Below are 21,655 nucleotides of genomic sequence, written 5' to 3'. Positions count from 1 at the left end.
ACTATTCAGCTTCTTACTATTCAGCTTCCTTTTTTTCTACTCTTAACCATGGAAGTGAAATCGTCTTAATCAGATTCACTGCAAACATTAAAAGAAGGCTGATGATCACAATAAAAATAATAACTGCAAACATTTTATCAAAGGCGTATGCCTTTGACACTCTTGTCATGTAAACACCAAGTCCTTCAAAACCGCCAAGCCATTCAGAAATAACTGCCCCTACTACTGCATAGGAAGCAGAAATCTTTAATCCTGAGAAAAACTGTGGTAATGCGGCCGGTAACTTCACATGGAAAAAGATCTGCACTTTTGATGCACCCATTGCCCGCATCAAATCAATAGAATCTTTATCTACACTCTTATATCCGTCAAGTAATCCTACCGTAATAGGAAAAAATGTTGTAATCACGACAAGCGTAATCTTCGGTGCCATATAAAATCCCATCCATAACACGAGGAGAGGGGCAATTGCAATCGTTGGAATGGTCTGTGTAATGATCATAATAGGATACAACGCTTTATTCAGTATCCGAAAATGATCCATTAATGTTGCCATAACAAATGCCAGTACAACACCAATACATAATCCGTAAAAGGCTTCCTGTAATGTAACAACTGCATGTCTTAAAATTGTAGGCAGATCTGTAAAAAGTGCTTTTACTACCTGGACCGGGGACGGCAGCATATACGCCGGAACTGCCCCGCTCTGATATAAAAACTGCCAGAGAAGAATTAACAGACAGAGTGCTGCTGCTGCCGGAAGCTTACTGGTGATGCTTTGTAACCTTTTTGTCAATAGTCAGCACATCTCCTTCCGCTTTATAAGAGATCTTAACATAGGTATTCATTGCCTTGCAGCCTGCCTTAGCAGCTACTAACTGACAATTCTTCACGATTTCCATGAGTGTATCATAATCTCCTTCGATTGATGTCTCACATGGTCCTACATAATAATTTAATCCGGTTGATTTAATATAGTCAATTACCTCGTCTACAATACGAATTACTTCCTCTTCCTCCTGCACAGATGGCAAAACCTGAATTGCTACACTTGCGTTCATTTTTCATTCCTCCATATCTTTAAATATCATGTGCTGCCTTACCTGAAAAAAGAAAAGCGCCGGCAATAAATGCTGACGCTGCTTTTGTATGATCCTCAGGTATTCTTAAAACTTTCTCTTATAAAATTCCAAAAATCTCTTATAAAATAATCTTATAAAATAAAAAACTTTATAAAAAATTTATATTAAAAGTTCTCCAAAAAACATCCTGATACATTTTGTTATTAAAAGCTCTTTTACAACTTCTTCCACGCTGGCATTATCCAAACAGGTACAAGGGTCTAAGGTTTACCTTACTCTCAGCTTCTTAAAATCACAAGCTCCCCTGGTCTTATATTGAACTTTTTACAGTATAAAACAATTTTAAGAAAAAAACAAGGGCAAAACTCTTGCGTTAATTAACAAAATAATGGTATAATTTTGCTTTAGTAAATTAAAGGGGGACTGTACTAATGCTAAAAACAATAGAAGCCGTTAACAATGTTGTTAACAACTTTATCTGGGGAATCCCTGCCATGATCTGCATCATTGGTGTCGGCCTTTTCCTCAGTTTCCGAACAAGATTCATTCAGATTCGAAAGTTTCCTTATTCTATCAAAAATACACTGGGACGAATTTTTGATAAGTCTGAAGCCGCAGATGGATCGATCACCCCGTTCCAGGCTGTTTGTACCGCACTTGCCGGAACAGTAGGAACCGGTAATATTGCCGGAGTAGCCGGTGCGATTACGATAGGAGGACCCGGCGCTGTTTTCTGGATGTGGATATCAGCCCTTCTTGGAATGTGCACCAAATATTCTGAAGTAACACTTGCCGTTCATTTTCGTGAAAAGAATTCTCAGGGTGACTGGGTAGGAGGACCGATGTATTACATTAAAAATGGTCTTTCCAAACACTGGCACTGGCTGGCTTTTCTCTTTTCCCTCTTCGGTGTCCTCACTGTATTTGGAACAGGAAATGCAACACAGGTCAACACGATCGTCACTGCGATTGATTCCCTGATGCTCAACTTTAACCTTGCTTCATCAAAAAGCCTTTCTACAATCAATCTTGTAATTGGCATCATTATCGCCATCGGCGTTGGACTGATTCTTATCGGCGGTATCCGCCGAATCGGAAAGGTAACAGAAACTTTAGTTCCATTTATGGCATTGCTTTACCTCATCCTTGGACTTGGCGTTGTTCTTTTAAACATTCAGCATGTACCGGCAGTATTTCGGTCCATTTTTGAAGGAGCTTTCCATCCGGCAGCATTTAGCGGCGGAATGGTTGGATCATTATTTATCAGTATGAAAAAGGGTGTATCTCGTGGTATCTTCTCTAATGAAGCAGGTCTTGGTACCGGATCTATCGCTCATGCAACAGCCGATATCACTCATCCTGTAAAACAGGGTCTGTTTGGTATTTTTGAAGTATTTACTGATACGATTGTTATCTGTACACTGACCGCATTAATCATTTTATGTAGCGGAATCAACATTCCTTACGGCTCAGCCGCTGGCGCAGAACTGACTATTCAGGGATTTACCTCAACTTACGGTGGATGGGTATCCATCTTCACAGCCATTGCACTTTGCTGCTTTGCATTCTCCACCACGATTGGCTGGGGACTTTACGGCTCCCGCTGTATCGAATTTCTTTTTGGAACAAAAACGATCCGCCCATTTATGATTGTCTACTCTCTCGTTGCGATCATCGGTGCAACGGTAGACCTTGGATTATTATGGAGTATCGCAGAAACATTTAACGGACTTATGTCCATTCCAAACTTAATTGCTGTATTCCTGTTATCGGGAACTGTAGTGAAATTAACAAAAGAATACTTTAACAAAGATTCTGATTTGTAAAGCTAAACAAACGAAAAGTAGAAATTTTATATAGAAGAAAATGTAAAGATAGTCACGGCATAGAAAATGCCTGACCGGCATTTTTATTTGCTCCGACATCACATTTTCTTCTATATAAAATTTCTACTTTTCTGTTTCTTAGCTTCAAATGAAATCAATATCTTAATTTAGAGAAACGGAAGGGGACTCTCCAGAAGGTTATGACTTTCCGAGGAATTGAATTCTAAAAGACTGACTGCTCGTATTTTAGTTCCATACTTTGTTTTAATTTACTGAAACATCTTCTGTTTGACTTAACTGTTTATGAACATCACGTCCACCATACATAATTCGCACTACATATACTATTTCAGTTTTATCATCTGTTTTGTAAAATACCAAATAATTATCCACTGGAAAAAATCGAAGTCCTCTACTGTGCCACGGTTCTTCTTCATAAAACCGATTTCTGCTCGGCATGGTATCCAGCTTTCGAACAGCGGTCATAATCCGATTTGTCTGTCCTACAGCATTCTCCGGAGCCAACAATTCCTCTGAAATATATCTGAAAATATTTTGCAGATCTTTCTTTGCCCCTGCTGTATACATCACTTTATATTTCATATACCAAATTCCTGTTTCATTTCTGCTTCAATTTCATCTGCCGAATATACTCTGCCAGCCTTAATATCTTCCATGCCTTTCTCTATTTCTGCATTGAATTGTTCCTTTGTCAAAGAACCATATACAACAGGCTCTTCATAAGCTGGAAGTTTCATCTCAAAAGGAATTCCTCTCTGGAGTACAATCTGTCTCAGAAACATCCCTACTGCATTGGACATTGGAATTCCCAGTCGATTAAGCACCTGTTCTGCCTGTTCTTTTACTTCAGGTTCGACACGTGCAAATACATTTGCTGTTCTTGCCATAGATATCGCCTCCTCTTTTTTTCATTATATCTTGTTTGATTGCAAGTTGCAAGCAATTCGCAATCTATTTTCATAATTTCATACACTGACAGACGGCAGATGCAGATAAGGTATTTATTAAAATCCTGATTAGCAGGGGGCGCCAAACGCTTCATTTTACCTCAAAAAACGAAAACTTCGGAAAAATCCCCATTCTCACCAACTGTGGATTTGAAGTAATCAGAAAAAAGAAAAAATACCATATTCCAGATGCGGCTTGGGAGCGTGTTTAAGATGCGGATGAGCATCTTAAATACAGCGACTACAGAGCAGATGGGATATGGTATTTTTTCTTTTTTCGTCTATATTAAATCTACAAATCAATCTACAAATCAGATTTATTCTTCTAATTCTTTTTTGCGGTTTCTTGCATAATGACGTATCATCTCAAAATCCTGTCTATTCTTCCAAGTAATTGTTTTTAAAATTGCTCCAGAAAACAGGGATAGAATTGCTGTAAGAATAACAAAACAACATACGATCAGGGTAGGGAAACGTTTTACTAAACCTGTTGCAAAATATTCTTTAAAAACTGGTACTGAAAATCCACCACCCAATACTGCTAATACCGCTGAAATCAACCCGAAATATTTCATTGGCTGATAGGTGCGGAATAATCGTGCAATTGTTCGAAGTACTTTTATTCCATCTGAATAAGTATTTAACTTGCTCTCGCTTCCTTCTGGTCTGTCTTTGTAATCAACAATTACATTCTCTACAAACATATTCTTATCTGCGGCATGAATACTCATTTCCGTTTCAATTTCAAATCCTCTTGAGATTACAGGGAATGTCTTTACAAATTCATAACTGAAGGCACGATATCCGGTCATGATATCTTTAATATCTGTGTGGAACAGATGATTAATGGAGCTTCTTACTAATGAATTACCAAAGTTATGAAATGGTCGTTTATTCTCCTGAAAATAAGTTGAGGATAATCTATCACCAACTACCATATCTACATTTCGGTTTAAGACCTTGTCTACCATCTCTGGTGCATTCACTGCTGGATATGTATCATCTCCATCTGTCATAATATAACATTCCGCATCAATATCCCGGAACATACGACGAATTACATTTCCTTTGCCCTGTTGATACTCATAACGTACCACAGCCCCATTCTGACGTGCGATCTCATCTGTACCATCTGTAGAATTATTATCATACACGTAAATTGTTGCATCCGGTAATACTGCTTTAAAATCCTTAATTACTTTTTCAATTGTTTTGCTCTCATTATAACAAGGTATAAGAACTGCTATTTTATCCATAATATCCTATTGTCCTCTTTTTCTTCTTCCTCATGTTTCGTGGGTCCCAAAGTCACACGCCATTTCGTGCAAGCACGATAAGGCGTGTGACTTTGGGACCCTATATCATGATATGCTTATATGATGTCACGAATTACTTTGCAACTAACGCTACTCCCGTAATTCTGATTATACTTTATTAATGTATCATAGTCAATTCTGGTCAATAATTCTTAAGAGTATTTTTCAGCAAATTATTCAAGAATACCCCGGCAAACTCAGAAATTGATAAATTAGAATTTAAATACCGCTACTCCATATGCTGGCAGCTTATATTGGATAGAATACTTTCTTCCATCGCATTCTTTTTTCACTGGCTTATATTCTTTCGGTCGTCTCTTTCCTTTTCCGCCGAACTTCTTATCATCACTGTTCAGTACAAGAGTATGTTTTCTGCGGCACGTTGTTCCTACCCGGTAATCCGGACGTTCTACCGGTGTAAAGTTAATAACAAAAAGCATGTTATTCTTCCCACTTGCAGAATGTCTTACAAAGGAGAAAATACTTCTGTCACCATCATCCGCATTGATCCATTCGAAGCCTTCCGGCCAGCAATCATATTCATAAAGACATTTATTACTTTTATATAGGTGAAGTAATTCTTTTACAAATAACTGAAGCTGATGATTCGGCTCTTTCTCTAAAAGGAACCAATCAAGTTCCCTCTCTTCACTCCATTCCCGATGCTGTCCGAAGTCCTGTCCCATGAAAAGAAGTTTCTTACCTGGATGTCCTGTCATGAATGCATAGCCCGCCATAAGATTTTTAAATTTCTCTTCGTAGCTTCCTGGCATTTTTTCTATCATAGAACACTTTAAATGAACAACTTCATCATGAGAAAGAACAAGCATATAGTTCTCTGAATATGCATAGACCATGGCAAAATTCATCTTAGTATGATTATATTTTCTAAAATATGGATCAAGTTTCATATACTCTAAGAAGTCATGCATCCAACCCATATTCCACTTAAGGCTGAAATCCAAGCCTCCATACTCTGCCTTATCCGTTACTTTTGGCCATGCGGTAGATTCTTCTGCAATCATAACAATTCCAGGATTTCTCTTCTTTACGATCGTATTCAGATGTTTAAAGAATTCGATTGCTTCAAGATTTTCATTTCCACCATAAATATTAGGAACCCACTGACCATCTTCTCGTCCATAGTCTAGATAAAGCATAGAGGCAACTGCATCTACACGAAGTCCGTCTACATGATACTTTTCCAACCAAAACAGGGCATTACAAATGAGGAAATTCCGGACTTCTGTCTTCCCATAATCAAATACTTTCGTTCCCCAGTCTGGATGTTCACCCTTTCTTGGGTCAGCATATTCATAAAGACAGGTTCCATCAAATTCAGCTAAGCCGAAAGCATCTCTTGGGAAATGTGCCGGTACCCAGTCAAGAATAACACCAATATTCTGTTGGTGAAGATAATTGATGAAATACTGAAAATCTTCCGGTGAACCATGTCGTGAAGTTGGCGCAAAGTAATTCGTCACCTGATATCCCCAGGAACCATCAAATGGATGCTCGGCAATACCCATTAACTCTACATGAGTATATCCCATATCTTTCACGTATTTTGCCAGCTCATGAGCCATCTCTCTATAATTATAAAATCCATCTACATCTTCTTCTGTTTGTTCATGCTTTTTCCAGGAACCCGGATGTACTTCGTATACAAACATAGGATCTTTCTTATCATCGAACTTCTCTCTCTTCTTCATCCACCGGCTATCCTGCCATTTAAAATCGGAAATATCAGCAATAACAGATGCATTATTCGGACGGAGTTCTGCCTGAAATCCATAAGGGTCTGCCTTTAGTATCGTATAGCCCGCCTTTGTTGTAACACAATATTTATAAATATCTCCAATCTTCATTTCAGGAAGAAAGATTTCATAAATTCCCAATGGCTCTAAACGTTCCATCGGTGTAGCATTCTCATCCCATTCATTAAAATTACCAACCAGGGAAACTGCTTCCGCATTCGGTGCCCATACAGCAAAATATACTCCCTCTTCACCATCAACTGTCATAGGATGTGCTCCAAGTTTATTATATAAATCATAATGTGTCCCCTGACCAAATAAGTACTGGTCAAATTCTGTAATAAATCTGGTATCTGACATAACAGACTCCTCCCGTTTCAAAATTCACAATTTTCTTGTTCATTATATCATAAAATAGTAGTTTTTTCAGCAATTACTTATGCATTTTGCAAATAGGATTTCCATAATTCTAATTATTTGAAAAAAAGGATAACGAATGTGCCTCGACACATTTCCCAGGAATTTCTTTCCTGTAAAGCAAAAAACAGGAGAAAGAAATGTCTTCTCATCTCTTTCTCCTGTATAAATATGTCTCTTATATATAACTATAGAACCATTTTATTTATTTTAGAATATTAACATTCGCCATGTTTACAGATTGTCTTGATCCATCCTTCTGGTGCTTCAATATGTCCCATCTGGATTCCTGTAAGCGTATCATATAACTTCTTGATTACAGGTCCCATATCATCCATTCCGCTTGGGAAACAGATTTCTTTTCCATGATCAACAATCTTTCCAACTGGAGAAATTACTGCTGCTGTTCCGCAAAGACCACACTCTGCAAAATCTTTTACCTCATCAAACAGAACTTCTCTGTGTTCTACTTCCATTCCAAGATAATGTTCTGCGATATACATCAGAGAACGACGGGTAATAGATGGAAGAATACTGTCTGACTTCGGTGTTACAAGCTTACCGTCCTTTGTAATGAAAATAAAGTTCGCTCCACCAGTCTCCTCAACCTTTGTTCTTGTGGCTGGATCAAGATACATATTCTCATCATATCCCTGATTATGTGCGTCTACGATTGCATGTAAACTCATCGCATAATTCAGTCCTGCTTTGATATGTCCTGTTCCATGAGGAGCTGCACGATCAAAATCTGAAACTCTGATTGTAATAGGCTTTGCTCCACCTTTAAAGTATGGTCCTACTGGAGTAACAAAAATACGGAACTGATACTCATCCGCTGGTTTTACACCAATAACCGGATTAGAACCAAACATATATGGACGAATATATAAAGTAGCTCCTGAACCGTAAGGTGCTACATATGCTGCATTCGCTTTTACTGTTTCTACAACAGCTTCAACAAATTTTTCTTCAGGGAATACCGGCATCTCCAGTCTTCTACAGGAATCTGCCATACGGGCTGCGTTTAAGTCAGGACGAAAGCAAACGATATCTCCGCTCTCTGTTGTATATGCCTTTAAACCTTCAAAACATGTCTGTGCATACTGAAATACACCGGCACACTCGTTCAGAGTAATTGTAGCATCTTCTGTAAGGGCACCTTCATCCCATGCACCATCCTTAAAATTAGCTACAAATCTTTTCTCTGTCTGCTGATAGCTAAAGCCCAGCTCGCCCCAGTTAATATCTTTCTTTTCCATCGCGAAAACTTCCCTTCTTAAAATATGAAATAAATCTAAATATGAAATAAATATTATAAAAAACTTCATTTCATGTTCTTATAAATTTTGAAGCTATTATAACACATCATTTTTCAATTTTCTATGAAATCACAGAAATAAATCTAAAAAATTTATGATATTCCCATCATTTCATGATTTTGCACAAAAAAATGTATTCTTCTTATTTATTCATCCATATCTTTCTAGCTCTTTTCATATAATGACAGAGAAACAAAACGAATAAAAAAGAAAGAATGATTCATTATACCTTCAAATCAATTCTCGTTTATTGCATTTAAAATCAGCAGGCTCTCCTCTTCCATTCAAGTCGAGCAGCTGTCACTCACCACCTGAAAGAGATGGGAGTCTTCTCGACTGAGATAAATTAAAGTGCCAATTCTTTCATCCATAATCCGGCGAGCATTTTCATTCCTTCTTTATTTGGATGTACTCCATCTACAGTTTCGTATTCTTCCTGATACTTTTCTAAATCTGCCAGATGCACTTCTGCCTTCTGTACACAGTCTCGTATAATATCAGAATAAATTCTCTTTGATATCGTTCCATCGATATTAAAGAACACTTCTCCTTCCGGCTCTTTTCCCTCCGGAAGGGTGCAGCACCATATCTGTGCATATGGATATGTGTTCTTCAATCTGCAAAGCATTGTCTGGTATGCCGATTCAAATTCTTCCGGCAATACGCAAAATCCCCAGTCATTACAACCTGCACTCACAAGAATGAGGTCCGGTAATCCATTCTCTCCTAAAGCCTGAATTCTTTCTTCTGCCATAGCAGATGTAGATAAATTACCTGATACCATACTGCCTGCCACCGAATTATTAATGCCAAGCTCTGCATCAAATGCACGAATCACCTGCATCCACCATGTATCTTCTACTGTTTTAACTCCTGTCTCCCACTGCACATAAGAATCATAGAAAACACTGTCTTTTGGTGTATAGCCAGCGAATGTACTGATCGAATCTCCGAGAATAGATATTCTCAGCTTCCTTTCTTTTTGTAATACCTTTTCCATAAAATGTAACCTCTCGACGAACTCTGCCTGCCAGTAAAATCTTACTCCTTTGCATCAAATGCAATACCAACAACACGAGGTCCTGCATTCGCTGCTATTTCTGCTCCAATCTGATAATAGCTACTTGGACCGTAGCCAAGCTTCTCTGTCATCTTCTGCGCCATCTCTTCCTTAATCTTATCATCATCCCCGTATTCGATCTGATATGCAGAACCCGGTTCCATGTCTGCAATTGCCATATCGCAGATTTTAGATACAACTTTCTTCTCTCCCCGACACTTTCCGGCAGTTGTGATCTCATGATCCCAAATCTTCATAATCGGCTTAATTCCAATCTTATCTCCGATAAATGCCGCTGCACTCGGAATACGTCCGGACTTTCCTGCATATTTCAGATTATAAATTCCAAAATAAATGCGTCTGTGAACAATCTTTTCCTCAAGATACGCATTAATTTCTTCGACAGAGCTTCCTTCCTGTGCCATCTTTCCTGCCATAACTGCAAGTTCACCATATCCGGCGCTATAACTTCCACCATCATGGCTGTAAATATGCATCTTACCTTCACATTCCGGATGTTCTTCAATCAGCATATCCACTGCCATCAATGAGTTATTGTATGTGGCTGATCCTTTTCCATTAATCAAAATTAATACAAGTTCTGTGCATCCCTTCTGATAATACTCATAATATAAATCCATAAACTGAAAGGCTGTAATCTGAGAAGTCATTGGAATTCCATCATTCTCCTCCATCAGCTTATAACATCCTTCATTATCAAAATCTACACGACTTGTATATGTCTGATCTCCTATCACAACAGAATAGGAGATCACATCTAAATTATATTTCTGTTCTGCTTCCTTTGAGATATCACTTGCAGAATCCGTAATGATCTGTATCTTTCCCATAAAAACTTTTCAATCCCTTCCAAAATAAATAGTATTATTTTTCAATTACTCTCAACAAATTATTCTTAACGAATTTATTATAAACAAGCTTCGGAATCCTGTCAACTTGATGCTATCCCCACCTTTCCAACAAAATTAGAACGATGGGGATTTAAAGGGATGGGAAAGTTTATAATTGGCAATTGCACAGTTGCACATTACTTTGTTTTCACAGATTTTATCTTTGACCATTTAGAATAATATGTCTTACCATTTACCTTTAAAATTGTGCGGACACGTATATAATATTTCTTCTTTACTTTTAATTTTTTTAATGTAACACGAGTTTTTTTGTATCCATTCACATTTTTTGTTTTTGCTTTTTTAAAGCTTCTCTTTGTACTATACTGAATCTGATAACCTTTGATTCTCTTTTTCTGCACTTTGGAAGTTATTTTCTTCCATGTCAAAGCAATCGATCTTTTTGCTGCTTTTACAGAGCCGAGTTTTGTTGCTTCCGGTGTCGGAACTGCTGTTTTTTTCGCTGCTATCGTAACTTTAAGAATTGCTGTAGAAGCAAGTTGTCGATTTGTCATATATGCCGTCGGCGCAGATGCTGTCGCATAACAATTCTCATCAATCACATATTCCAGGTAGACTGTTCCCGGATTATGTGCATTCAATGTTACTTTTCCAGAACGGCTTTGGCTCAAACTCGCTATGTTCCCGGAAACATCTTCTTTTCCATCTGCAGAAGTTATGATCCAGTGTCCCTTGTCCTGATTAAATCCAATATAATCCGTACCTGCTTTATTAATTCCTTTGACTCTAATATTGGATATGGTAAGAGAATTACCAGTCAAAAGATTCAAATCCGATGCTGTCGTTTCAATTTTTGACAATGGCTGCGTTGAAATCAGTCCATCATATGTAACGTTGATTGTCTTTAAATTTACACTGTATGTAGCTCCTGCAGAAGACATTGGAATATACAATGCCGTATTGGATTTTGCATACTGAAATGCATTTTTAGTATCAGAATTTGATTGCAGTTCACTCCACGTAATATTACGGTTAGTATCTTTAATATTTATATTATCGGTAAGGTATACTTTTAAATCTTCTCGCGCACTGATACTGTCACTTCCAAAAACACCTAATGTTGCTGTATCTGCATCAGCTTCATCATTACTGGCATTTAATATATGTTCTAATAACATAACTTTATAAGTAAGGAGTACCGGGCAATTATACGTTGTAACTTCTTCACTGTCAGAAGTTGTCCTCTTCATCATAATCGCACTGTATGCCGGAAGAGAAATTGACGATTTATCTTCTTTCCGCTCTGTTTTGCTTACGGACTCTTCCTTTGACCATCCTTTTTCCACTGTATTAGAATAATCAAATGTATAATCAATCGAACCACTTGCGAATGCTCCAAAATTAACATTTGTGCCGACTGTTACAGAATGTCCCATTGTATAGGAAGAACTTCCATTAATATTACTGGTATGTGAAACCGTATTTTCAGTACTGCCGGTATATTCTGCATTAACATTCTGCGGTGAATTATTTGTAATACTTGAAACAAAAGAGTCTTTACGATCACTGCCATCATTTCTCTGCCTGATATAAGTTGTTCCTTTATCTTCCTGAAGCACAGGACTAATCTTAAAATCATAAAAAACAGCAATCAGAGCACTTCCATGACCGTTTCTTCTCTTGTCACCATCTGTTCGATTTAAACTTAAAACAGACCAGAAGACATCGCGGTTTGTAGTATCTGTAAGAGCAGAAAAACTATTCGTGGCACTTTGAGAGCCTGAATTCCAGCCTTTTTTATTACTGCTACTAGTATGTTGTGCCAGATAATAGTCATACAGCTTTTTACGTATATCTGTATTGGCACCGCTTAAAGAACTGCTGTAATTTAGACCACTGCGATGAATGTACCAGTTATAACCATTTTTATACTCATTATTGGATATCTTATTGGTATTATTGTATTCTGCAATTGTAACATACCGCATTGCTTCCATTCGAGAGTTGTAATTACTGGTTGACGACTGTGTTCTCCGTTTTTGATGAAGCATATATGCAACAGAAAACCAATCCTCCGCTGCCGTTGCCTTCGGCGCATTCTCTTTTGTTGATGCATTATTTTTTTCATGAACACCATCAAGCATTTCTCTGTAGAACTTTAATTTACTTGACTCAAAAGAAGTGCTGTTTACATTAAATGCTGTCGCACTTCCACTGCATACACCGGTTGCTTCTTTTAAGGATAAAGTGGCAGGAATAGCAGCCGGTGCCGCCGTTCGTGCATAGCCTCCTGGTGCGATAGCACCAGCCAGAAAGGAAACAGCGAGAACAAAAGAAAGGAAACCTTTCTTCCACAGGACTTTCCTCATTTTTTTCATAAACATCAAACCTCCTTTAGATTAAAACACCTTATTATTTCTACTTTTTATTTCTACTTTTTATTTCTACTTTCATTGTATTAAATATAAATAAAAAAAAATAGTTACTGAGAGTCACTTGTTTTTGTTTTCACTGCATCAAAAAAGAACTTACAAAACAGGCTAGTATAAAAATGCAACTACAAAGCATTTATATACTAGCCTGTTTTATAAGTTCGTCTATTGTTATTAATTCAAGTCGAGCAGTCACTCATCACCTGAAAGAGGTGGGAGTCTTCTCGACTGAGATAAAATTATTCTTCTGTTACACATGCCATAGCAAGACCTGTAGCAACGGCATTACGAGGTCCTTCACAACCACGAATATTACCGCGTCCAGCTACAATATCATAATCCGCCAACGCATCTGTTACAAAGTTTGGAATCTCAAAATCCAGTGCAGATCCGCCAACCATTACTACGAACTGAATATCTCTTGGATTGCCTGTAGGACTTACCTTTGCCAAAGAACGAATCGCATTTCTTACAAATACTTTCTTCTTGGCATCCATACGAACCTGTTTTACTTTTTCCAAAGATTCCACACCGTCTAATGGCACGAGCTCGTCATTCTCTTTTACAAGGACAACCTTTGCAAAAATAGATGGATCTAATGGTTTATCAAAGAACTGAACCGTTCCATTCTCATGACGAATATGGAAAAGACTTTCTACTTTGGCAAGAGTGTACTTCTTTACATCTTCTGCAAGTTCGATCGTATCCAGACCAAGTTCAGACTGAATCAACAAAGAAACCATGTTTCCAGCACCGGCCAGATGAACCAGTTTTACCTTACCTTCTCTGTTGATAATCGATGCATCTGTAGAACCAGCACCCATATCAACAATTGCCAGTGGAACACTTGTACCAGGAGTAGTTAATGCTCCCTTAATTGCCATGTCTGCTTCAACACCACCAACATATACAGGAACTTTTAACTTTTCAGTAAGTACATTCGCGATCATCTCCATCTGGAGTCTGTCAGACTTAACCATCGCTGCAATTCCTACGGCATTCTCTAATGCAAACTCGTCTGCAATACCTCCAACAACTTTCTGTGGATTAAATGTATCTACAGCCAGTAAATCCTGAATCTTAATATCTTTTGGCTCTCTATTCGTAAGACCTGCCATAACACGACGAACATTATTCAGCATATTGCCGACGTTCGTTCCTGTCTCACCCTGAATATCATCAATATCCTGAATAACAGATATCGCTTCCATAATTTTATCGGCACCCTCGTCAACATCCACATCGACTTCCTTCTTAAGACCGATAATATTAATGGTTCCTGCCTCAATACTTCTTTCCTTTACATCACCCGTTGGTGTCTTAATTACTACACCGGAACGTGCTCCGATCAAAGAACGTGCAATCGGAACAACTCTCTTTGTCTCCTCTGAATTCAAATGAAATACTGTTGCAATTCCATATGGATTAGACAATGTAGATAATATACTTCCCTGCTGTGCCACTTCAATTGCACAAGTCATTCCCAGCGGAACTTTTTCAATCATGGCAACTTCATCAATAATAGGAATCTTCTTATCAAGACGGTTATTAAGTAATACTCCGTCATCTGCCTGTACGATCGCACCTGTAATATTTATATTCTCTTTTGCCTGATTCATCAGTGTTGCTGCCTGCGCAAAACCTACTTTATCAGGAACAATCACAATAACATCCTTCGCCTCTTTTATCTTAGAAAGCTCTGTTACAAGAACAGAAGTACCAACTCCGATTCCTGTACCTCCCGGAGTACTTGGATTATGTCCGATTACTGTTGACTCTGTAATAACTGTTTCAGAAATCGTCTCCATCGCTACATCTCCAATAACAGGAGCAGCTTCATTAATACGAATCTCTGCCAGATCACTGTAATCCATGCCTACCTTTTCAAGAGCATTCTTTAAAGACATGAAAACTCCGCTGATATTCTGCAAAGTTCCTTTGATTCCGGTTGTAGGTCCGATACCACTCGCCAGAAATGTTAAATCTGTCCCATCAATCTTTGCAAGAGCGACCTCAGTGGTAGCATTACCTATATCTACACCCGCTACATACTTCATATCTCCCATCCTTTCTTCCACCCAAATCATCTGGCTTGCCGGATATATTTATCAGGCGGTTTTTGTAATCAGCCATTGTGCATTTGTAAAATTACACAATATTATGTATAAATTATATCACTGGCAAAAAAACGGGTCAAATACAACCATTACGAATTTCTTGATATTATTATGTAAAATTTACAACAATTTATGATATTCGGCATTTCTATTGGTAATATTTTGCTTAATCCTTTCTTTTCTTGCCATTTATAAGAAATCTAAAATACTAATTTGAGGGACTAAAGAGACGAAAAGCAGAAATTTAATATAGAAAAAAATGTGAAGATAGTCGCGGCGTAGAAAATGCCTGACCGGCATTTTTACTGGCTCCGACATCACATTTTTTTCTATATTAAATTTCTGTTTTTCTGCTTTTTGGCTCCAGAAGGAAATTAGTATTTTTGTTTGAGGAAGAATAAGGGGATTGCCCAGAAGTCTATGGTTTTTATTTGAAATGAAAATCTTCTAAAGAAAAAAGAATTGTGATAAGTTAGATTTTATTCCGTTGCGCTAAACGCTTCATTTTGCCTCAAAAAACGAAAACTTCAGAAAAACGAGTCCGAAGTTTTCAGAGTCAAAATTCCACAGCGCAAAGTCACAAAATGCAATACTTATCACAATTCTTTTTTCTTTATCATAGTCTTCTTACAATTCAGCATAAAAATTTGTTTTAGCGGCTGACAGTTTAAGAACAAATAACAAATTAGTAATTTGGGTTGGACAAGCTCTTTATTCCCATCCCAAATTAAAATACTAATTTCCACCAACTGTGGATTTAGTATAATCAGAAAAAAGAAAAAATACCATATCCCAGATGCGGCTTCGGAGCGTGTTTAAGATGCGAACGAGCATTTTAAACACAGCGACTACAGAGCAGATGGGATATGGTATTTTTTCTTTTTTCGTCTATACGAAATCTACAAATTAATATTTTATAACTATTCTACTGTAACACTCTTTGCAAGGTTTCTTGGCTTATCTACATCAAGTCCTCTTGCTACGCTTACATAGTATCCCATTAACTGAAGTGGGATGATCGCGAGAGTTGTTGTGAAATGTGGATCTGTCTTAGGCACATATACAACAAAGTCTACCATGTCTTCAAGGTAGTAACTTCCATTCTCTGCAACACCCATGAGGTATGCGCCACGGCTCTTTACTTCCTGCATGTTACTCAGTGTCTTCTCGCAAAGGTGGCTCTGAGTAAGAACACCGATTACAAGTGTTCCATCTTCAATCAGGCTGATGGTTCCGTGTTTTAACTCACCTGCTGCGTAAGCTTCGGAATGTACATAGCTGACTTCTTTCATCTTCAGGCTTCCTTCCTGGCAGATTGCGTAATCAAGTCCACGACCGATAAAGAATACATCGTGTGCGGATGCGAATTTATTGGCGAACCACTGAATTCGTTCTTTATCTGCTAAGATACTTGCAACCTTTTCTGGAAGGAGCACGATTTCTTTGAGCATATTGCCTAAGGTAGATTCTTCGATCTCGCCTCTTACCTGTGCAGCGTACATGGAGAGGATATACATACAAATTAACTGTGTACTATATGCCTTCGTAGTAGCAACAGCGATCTCTGGTCCAGCTAAAGTATACATAACGTGATCTGCTTCTCTTGCAATACTGGAACCAACTACATTAACGATTGCTAATGTTTTTACTCCCATTTCTTTTGTAAGACGCAGTGCTGCAAGGCTATCTGCTGTCTCTCCTGACTGTGAAATAATGACAACTAATGTATCTTTGGAAAGCTTTGGATTACGGTAACGGAATTCAGAGGCGAAATCTACGTCTACCATTAATCCTGTGAGGTCTTCCATCACATATTTGGCTGCGATACCAACATGATAAGCAGAACCGCAGGCTACGATACAAATTCTATGATACTGTGCAAATTCTTCTGGTGAAATACCGACAGAACTTAAATCAATCTTACCGTCTTTTACATATGTATTGATTGTATCTTTGAGTGCCTTTGGCTGCTCATGAATCTCTTTCATCATGAAATGCTCGAAACCGCCTTTTTCCGCTGCTTCTGCATCCCACTTAATGTTAACCATTTCTTTTTCAATCTCGTCACCGTTCATGTTAAAGAAACGGATGCTGTCTTCGTGAAGTTCTGCCATCTCCATGTTATCAAGATAGTATACATTTCTTGTGTAAGAAAGGATAGCAGGAACGTCGGATGCGATAAATGCTCCACCTTCATTCTGTCCAACGATTAATGGACTGTCTTTTCGTGCTGCGTAAACAACACCTGGACGATCTTTGAACATAATACCCAGTGCGAAAGAACCACGAACACGAAGTAATGCTCTTGACATACTTTCTAATGGGTTATGATCTGTCTTCTCATAGTAATAAGCGATAAGCTTCACTGCTACTTCTGTATCTGTCTCAGAATAGAAAGTATAACCTTTCTGTGTGAGATGGTCTTTTAATTCCTGATAGTTCTCAATGATTCCGTTATGAACCATAACAACCATCTTGTCATCACTACAATGAGGATGCGCGTTCTTCTCAGAAGGTGCGCCATGTGTTGCCCAACGGGTATGACCAATACCACATCCACCTGGCATCGCTTTTCCGCTGTCTGTTTTCTCTAACAGATTCTTAAGACGTCCCTTTGTCTTTACAATGTCTATGTCATTCTCAACTTCATTGAAAACAGCTACTCCGGCTGAATCATATCCCCTGTACTCCAGTTTTGATAAACCATTCAGTACAATTGGCGCTGCCGCCTCTCTACCGGTGTATCCAACAATTCCACACATATATAATCTCCTTTAAAAGTTAAAATGATTGAAACAATTTAAATTTTTCATCCTTAAGTGTAGCATGGTTATCGGGAAAAGGCAAGATTTTACGCGCCAATTCACTTTCCTGATTTTTTCGGAAACAGTTTGTTATTTTTATTAGGTTAGTATCCGGTTTTAATTTATTTTCTTCTTTGTTCTGTCGGATTTCTACAATTATTATATATGCAGCTATTCAGAGTACTTGCAGTTTGCCCGTAATCCCTTTTTGATAAATACTGCTTTTCTCTGAATAGTTACTTTTCTAATATTAAAACTTATTCCCTCTGCTTATTTTTATTCCAAATTACTTAACATATTACAGACTCACAACAACTATATAACTTCTACCCGTTTAAATAAATCGAGATAAATGAATATTTTTCAAAATTCTTATTTTGCCCAATATGAATTAATAATTATATTCCCGTGTGTCCCACGGTTGTGTTATATTGTATAAAAACTAAGCTAATTTCTCATATTCAGCAACAATCGCATCTAACAGCTTTTCATCTGTAAGCTGAGTGATTTCTTTTGCTGCTTCACGAACGCCCTGCTCTTTGATTTTTGCCTGAAGTTCAACGCTCTGTTTGTCTTCTGGATTATCATAGTGTAAAGCTGCACCAACACCAACAAGTAAGTGGTCTACTGGAAGTCCATATCCTGCTGCTGTTGTTAATGGGCTGATCAGGCGGTCTGTTGGGCTTAATTTACGAAGTGGCTCACGACCTACACGGCTTACATCGTCCTGTAAGTATGGGTTTTTGAAACGTCCGATAATCTTTTTGATGTATGCTGCATGTTTTTCAGGGTCGAAACCATGTTTCTTGATGAGTCCGTCACCACTCTCTTTCATTGCTTTAGATACGATGTCATAGATTTCTTCATCAGCGATTGCTGCATCAATTGTTGGGAATCCACGAAGCTTTCCAAGATAAGAAGTGATGCAGTGTCCTGTATTTAATGTGAATAATTTACGCTCGATGTATGCCATTAAGTCATCTACAAGAGTCATTCCTTTGATTTCTGGAATCTCGCCCTTGAAGCTTGCGCGCTCTACATCCCATTCGTAGTATTCTTCTACTACTACATCAATGAAGTTTTCGCTCTTTACAGGAGGTACAATTCTGTCAACTGCACAGTCTGGGAATCCGACATACTCATCTGCAAATGCTTTTCCTTCCTCGCTTAAGTTTTCGTAAACAGCTTTCTTTAACTGAGATGTTCCACGGATTGCATTTTCACATGCGATGATGTTCATCGGCTCTTTGTTTCCGTCTGCCATACGTTTTTCGATAGCTGCTGCGATTGTAGGAGCGATACGAGGTAAAATAACAAGACCAACAGCTGTTGTTACAAGGTCAGCACTTGCGATTTCATCTACTGCTTCTGGCTTTGTAGAATTTACACCACTGATGTTTTCGATTTTCTGATCTTCACATTCTACGTCCATTACATGAACTGTGTATGTTTTATCCTCATTAATTTTGTCGATAATCTTGTCTACAACGTCTGCAAATACTACATGATAACCGGACTGACTAAGTAAAGCTCCAATAAAACCACGACCGATATTACCTGCTCCAAACTGAACTGCCTTTTTCATAATCTGACTCCTTCTTTCTTAAATCTAAACCTCGGGACTGTTCCCGATGTTATTTCAATATGATTTTTTAATATAATTTTTACTTAATTTAATTACTCACCTTTGTTATTTATTTTAACCAAAAGTTTTCATGATAGTGTCAACGTCAGCATTCTTTTTCAGTGTTTCGAGAAGTTCTTCGTCCTCAAGACTTGCTACGATGTTTCCAAGAATCTCAAGATGCTCATCACCAACACCTGCAATACCGATTACGAGATATGCTTTCTCATCACCAAAGTCAACACCTTCTGGATACTGCATTACTACGATACCAGATTTTTTAACGGTTTCTTTTGCATTGGATGTTCCGTGAGGGATTGCAACTCCCATACCCATGTATGTAGATACCATATTTTCACGGTCAACCATTGCCTGAATATAATCTTCATTTGCGAAGCCCAGGTCACATAAAAGCTGACCTGCTGCACGAATTGCTGTTTCTTTGTCTACACTCTTTAATCCTGTTTTGATACCTTCTTTTTTAAGGACAGCTTTTTTTGCTTTCTTTTCTTCTTTTACTTCAGGTTCTGCCTCTACTGCTGGAGCTGGAGCGGATGTAGCATTTGCACGTCCCTCTAACTCTGCATAGAATGTATCAAGGTTAGGATCCTGAAGGAAGTTTCCGATTGCTACTAATCTTGCCTGTGGTGCACTCTTCACTGCTCTGTCCTGTAAAATGTACTGGCATACAACGACATCTGCGTCTGCAGGAACATTGTCTACGGATGTATTTGTTACTGTAATTCCAAGATTTAAAGGTTTAATACGATTTCTAAACTTTGTTGCTCCCATTGCGGAAGATCCCATACCAGCATCACACGCGAAAACGATTTTCTTAATGTCATCTGTCTTAACATCTGCTCCGGAAAGAACTTCTGCTGCCTGTCCTTTGGACTCAGCTTTCATGTCGCTTGTCTTTTTCTGTGCATCTTCAAGACTCTTGCTTCCTGCCATCTTAACGATCGGTGAAGAAACTAAGAAAGATACTGCTGCTGCAATCAGAACACCAAGTGCTGTGATTGCGATAGATGTTTTTGGTGACATTGACATAAATGCGATGATAGAACCAGGTGCAGAAGGTCCTACAAGACCTGCTTTTGTAATACTGTAGAAAAGGATTGCACAGATATTACCTGCGATTGGTCCAACGATTACTAATGGGTTCATAAGGATGTATGGGAAATAAATCTCATGGATACCACCGAAGAAGTGAATGATAATTGCTCCAGGTGCGGAATCCTTTGTTGCTTTATCCTTAGAAAATGCCCAGTAAGCAAGAAGTAATCCAAGACCTGGACCTGGGTTAGCCTCTAACATATACATGATGGACTTACCAGCTTCTGCTGCCTGTTCAATTCCGATAGGAGTAAAGATACCATGGTTGATTGCGTTGTTCAAGAATAATACCTTCGCTGGCTCAATAAAGATTGCTGCGAGTGGAAGAAGGTTATGATTTACAAGTACCTGAACACCACCTTTTAATACTACAAGTACGGCACTCATGAAAGGCCCGATTGCATAGTAACCAACGATGGCTAATAACATACCGAAGATACCAATGGAGAAGTTGTTAATTAACATCTCAAATCCGGCTGGCATTCTTCCGTCCATTGCCTGGTCAAACTTTTTAATAACAAAACCAGCCAAAGGACCCATTACCATAGCACCCATCAACATTGGATAATCAGGTGCTCCAACGATTACACCGATGGTTGCGATTGCACCCATTACTCCGCCTCGGTCTCCACCGATTAACTTACCACCCTGGAATGCGATCAGGACTGGAAGTAAGTAATTAAGCATTGGTCCGTTTAAAGTTGCAAGCTGTGCATTTGGAAGCCATCCTTTTTCGATAAATAATGCTGTGATGAAGCCCCATGCGATGAATGCTCCGATATTTGGCATTACCATTGAACTAAGGAACTTACCAAAACGTTGTACTGCGTTTTTCATGTTACATATCTCCTCTCTTTTTTGCCCCTCCCCATCGGCTTAATACCTGTCTCCGTTTTACGTTTTGCCTCCGGCTTTTGGGATATTGACACTGTGCTTTTTTGCACT

At 38.3% G+C, this 21,655-nt stretch carries 15 protein-coding genes; 1 reads left to right on the top strand and 14 read right to left on the bottom strand.

Features of this window, described 5'->3' with window-relative positions; all coding sequences use genetic code 11:
• Positions 1–16: 16 nt before the first annotated feature.
• A complete protein-coding gene (locus tag FYJ25_RS00160; protein WP_154580216.1) occupies positions 17–796 on the bottom strand; it encodes an ABC transporter permease in 780 nt (259 codons plus the stop codon).
• Positions 765–1,061, bottom strand: a complete 297-nt coding sequence (locus tag FYJ25_RS00155; protein ID WP_154580215.1) for a thiamine-binding protein — start codon at positions 1,059–1,061, stop codon at positions 765–767. The genes FYJ25_RS00160 and FYJ25_RS00155 overlap by 32 nt, the downstream gene beginning before the upstream one ends.
• Positions 1,062–1,513: 452 nt before the next feature.
• Here FYJ25_RS00155 and FYJ25_RS00150 point away from each other — a divergent pair, with 452 nt between their 5' ends.
• A complete protein-coding gene (locus tag FYJ25_RS00150) occupies positions 1,514–2,908 on the top strand; it encodes an alanine/glycine:cation symporter family protein (protein ID WP_154580214.1) in 1,395 nt (464 codons plus the stop codon).
• Between the two features lie 264 nt (positions 2,909–3,172).
• On the opposite strand, the gene FYJ25_RS00145 is transcribed toward FYJ25_RS00150, so the two are convergent.
• The 12 genes from FYJ25_RS00145 to FYJ25_RS00090 form a co-directional block, all read right to left on the bottom strand.
• Positions 3,173–3,511 (bottom strand): type II toxin-antitoxin system RelE/ParE family toxin, encoded by a 339-nt coding sequence (locus FYJ25_RS00145; RefSeq protein WP_154580213.1) that lies wholly within the window; start codon positions 3,509–3,511, stop codon positions 3,173–3,175.
• On the bottom strand, positions 3,508–3,816 hold the full coding sequence (locus tag FYJ25_RS00140) for a type II toxin-antitoxin system RelB/DinJ family antitoxin (RefSeq protein ID WP_154580212.1): 309 nt from the start codon (positions 3,814–3,816) through the stop codon (positions 3,508–3,510). Before FYJ25_RS00140 ends, FYJ25_RS00145 begins: the two co-directional genes overlap by 4 nt.
• A gap of 377 nt (positions 3,817–4,193) precedes the next feature.
• Entirely contained in the window at positions 4,194–5,132 is a 939-nt protein-coding gene (locus tag FYJ25_RS00135) for a glycosyltransferase family 2 protein (RefSeq protein ID WP_096239114.1), read from the bottom strand.
• A gap of 272 nt (positions 5,133–5,404) precedes the next feature.
• The gene (gene glgB / locus FYJ25_RS00130) at positions 5,405–7,309 is read right to left on the bottom strand and encodes a 1,4-alpha-glucan branching protein GlgB (RefSeq protein ID WP_154580211.1); all 1,905 of its coding nucleotides are present in this window, start codon (positions 7,307–7,309) and stop codon (positions 5,405–5,407) included.
• A gap of 275 nt (positions 7,310–7,584) precedes the next feature.
• Positions 7,585–8,625: a branched-chain amino acid aminotransferase gene (locus FYJ25_RS00125; RefSeq protein ID WP_021907006.1), complete on the bottom strand. Its 1,041-nt coding sequence runs from the start codon at positions 8,623–8,625 to the stop codon at positions 7,585–7,587.
• A gap of 406 nt (positions 8,626–9,031) precedes the next feature.
• The gene (locus FYJ25_RS00120; RefSeq protein ID WP_147607722.1) at positions 9,032–9,685 is read right to left on the bottom strand and encodes an SGNH/GDSL hydrolase family protein; all 654 of its coding nucleotides are present in this window, start codon (positions 9,683–9,685) and stop codon (positions 9,032–9,034) included.
• A 41-nt stretch (positions 9,686–9,726) separates the two neighbouring features.
• On the bottom strand, positions 9,727–10,596 hold the full coding sequence (locus FYJ25_RS00115; protein WP_154580210.1) for a DegV family protein: 870 nt from the start codon (positions 10,594–10,596) through the stop codon (positions 9,727–9,729).
• 197 nt (positions 10,597–10,793) lie between these two features.
• Positions 10,794–12,995 carry a fibronectin type III domain-containing protein gene (locus FYJ25_RS00110; protein WP_243145649.1) on the bottom strand — a complete coding sequence of 734 codons (2,202 nt, stop codon included), beginning with the start codon at positions 12,993–12,995 and terminating at the stop codon, positions 10,794–10,796.
• 293 nt (positions 12,996–13,288) lie between these two features.
• Entirely contained in the window at positions 13,289–15,106 is a 1,818-nt protein-coding gene (locus FYJ25_RS00105) for a diol dehydratase reactivase subunit alpha (protein WP_154580208.1), read from the bottom strand.
• Positions 15,107–16,086: 980 nt separating this feature from the next.
• Entirely contained in the window at positions 16,087–17,928 is a 1,842-nt protein-coding gene (glmS, locus tag FYJ25_RS00100; protein WP_154580207.1) for a glutamine--fructose-6-phosphate transaminase (isomerizing), read from the bottom strand.
• 484 nt (positions 17,929–18,412) lie between these two features.
• The gene (locus FYJ25_RS00095) at positions 18,413–19,555 is read right to left on the bottom strand and encodes a mannitol-1-phosphate 5-dehydrogenase (RefSeq protein ID WP_005344894.1); all 1,143 of its coding nucleotides are present in this window, start codon (positions 19,553–19,555) and stop codon (positions 18,413–18,415) included.
• Positions 19,556–19,669: 114 nt separating this feature from the next.
• Positions 19,670–21,547, bottom strand: coding sequence for a PTS mannitol transporter subunit IICBA (locus FYJ25_RS00090; protein WP_154580206.1), 1,878 nt, complete (start codon positions 21,545–21,547; stop codon positions 19,670–19,672).
• Between the last annotated feature and the right edge of the window lie 108 nt (positions 21,548–21,655).

This window comes from Anaerobutyricum soehngenii (assembly GCF_009697165.1).
Taxonomy (GTDB): domain Bacteria; phylum Bacillota; class Clostridia; order Lachnospirales; family Lachnospiraceae; genus Anaerobutyricum; species Anaerobutyricum soehngenii.
Note: the sequence above shows the minus strand (reverse complement) of the source record. Positions and strands in the feature narration are given on the sequence as shown.